Below are 918 nucleotides of genomic sequence, written 5' to 3'. Positions count from 1 at the left end.
AGTTGGCGGGGGAGCGGCGCATCCAGCGCGGGGTCGGCGTTGAGGATGCGCAGCTCCAGGTCTCGCAGTGCGGGACCTGGCTCGATGCCGAGCTCTTCGACGAGTACTCTGCGAGCCTCCTGGTAGGTCGCCAGCGCCTCGGCCTGGCGTCCTGACCGGTACAGGGCGATCATCAGGTTCCGGCGCAGCCTTTCGCGCAGCGGGTAGGTGCCGATAAGGCCGTACAACGCGGCGATGGCCTCCGCGTTGCGCCCCAAAGCGAGATCTGTCTCGACGGCCGCCTCCGCTGCGGCGGCACGTTGCTCCTCCAGGCGCAGTGCCGTCATGGCGATGGGGCCGATGTGTTCGACGTCGGCGAACGGGGTGCCTTGCGCCAGGGCGAGCGCCTGGCGGAGTGCTGTGCCGGCTCGGGCTGGATCGTCACACGCGCGAGCGGCGGCCAGGAGTTCCTCGAAGTGGTCGGCGTCGAGCTCGCCCGGCTTGACGGTCAGCGCGTAGCCTCTGGGCTCGCGAACGATGCGGGCGCTGTCGCCGAGGGCCTTGCGGAGCTGAGAGACGTAGACGCGGAGGTTGTCCACGGCGGACTTGGGCGGGCTATCGCCCCAGAGCACGTCGATGAGGCGTTCGCGGGGCACCGCTTCGTTGGGATGACACAGCAGCATCGCGAGCAGCAGCCGGGGCTTGCCCGTCGGCACCTGGATTTCGCTCCCGTCGCGGGCGATGCCGAGCGATCCGAAGATCTTGAATTCCATACCGCCCGCCGTGAAATGCCTGATAGAAGGATCATATATTGGAGTTGGCCCGGTTTGGTGGACACCTGATCTCTGGGGAACCCTGGTTCCCGGAAGAAGGAGTCTGCTGTGCCGAACAACTATCCGCCGGAGTTTCGCCGGCAGATGGTGGAGCTGGTGCGCGCGG

Annotated in this window: 1 protein-coding gene; it reads right to left on the bottom strand. The window is 67.3% G+C overall.

All coding sequences use genetic code 11. The annotated features are described in order from the left end of the window. Nucleotides 1-752: AfsR/SARP family transcriptional regulator (locus ETD85_RS62510; protein ID WP_138699126.1), on the bottom strand; the 752-nt coding region annotated here is incomplete at its 3' end. Nucleotides 753-918 lie beyond the last annotated feature (166 nt).

The organism is Nonomuraea zeae, assembly GCF_005889725.1.
Lineage (GTDB): Bacteria > Actinomycetota > Actinomycetes > Streptosporangiales > Streptosporangiaceae > Nonomuraea > Nonomuraea zeae.
The sequence above is the reverse complement of the archived record's forward strand: the minus strand, read 5'-3'. Positions and strand labels throughout refer to the sequence as shown.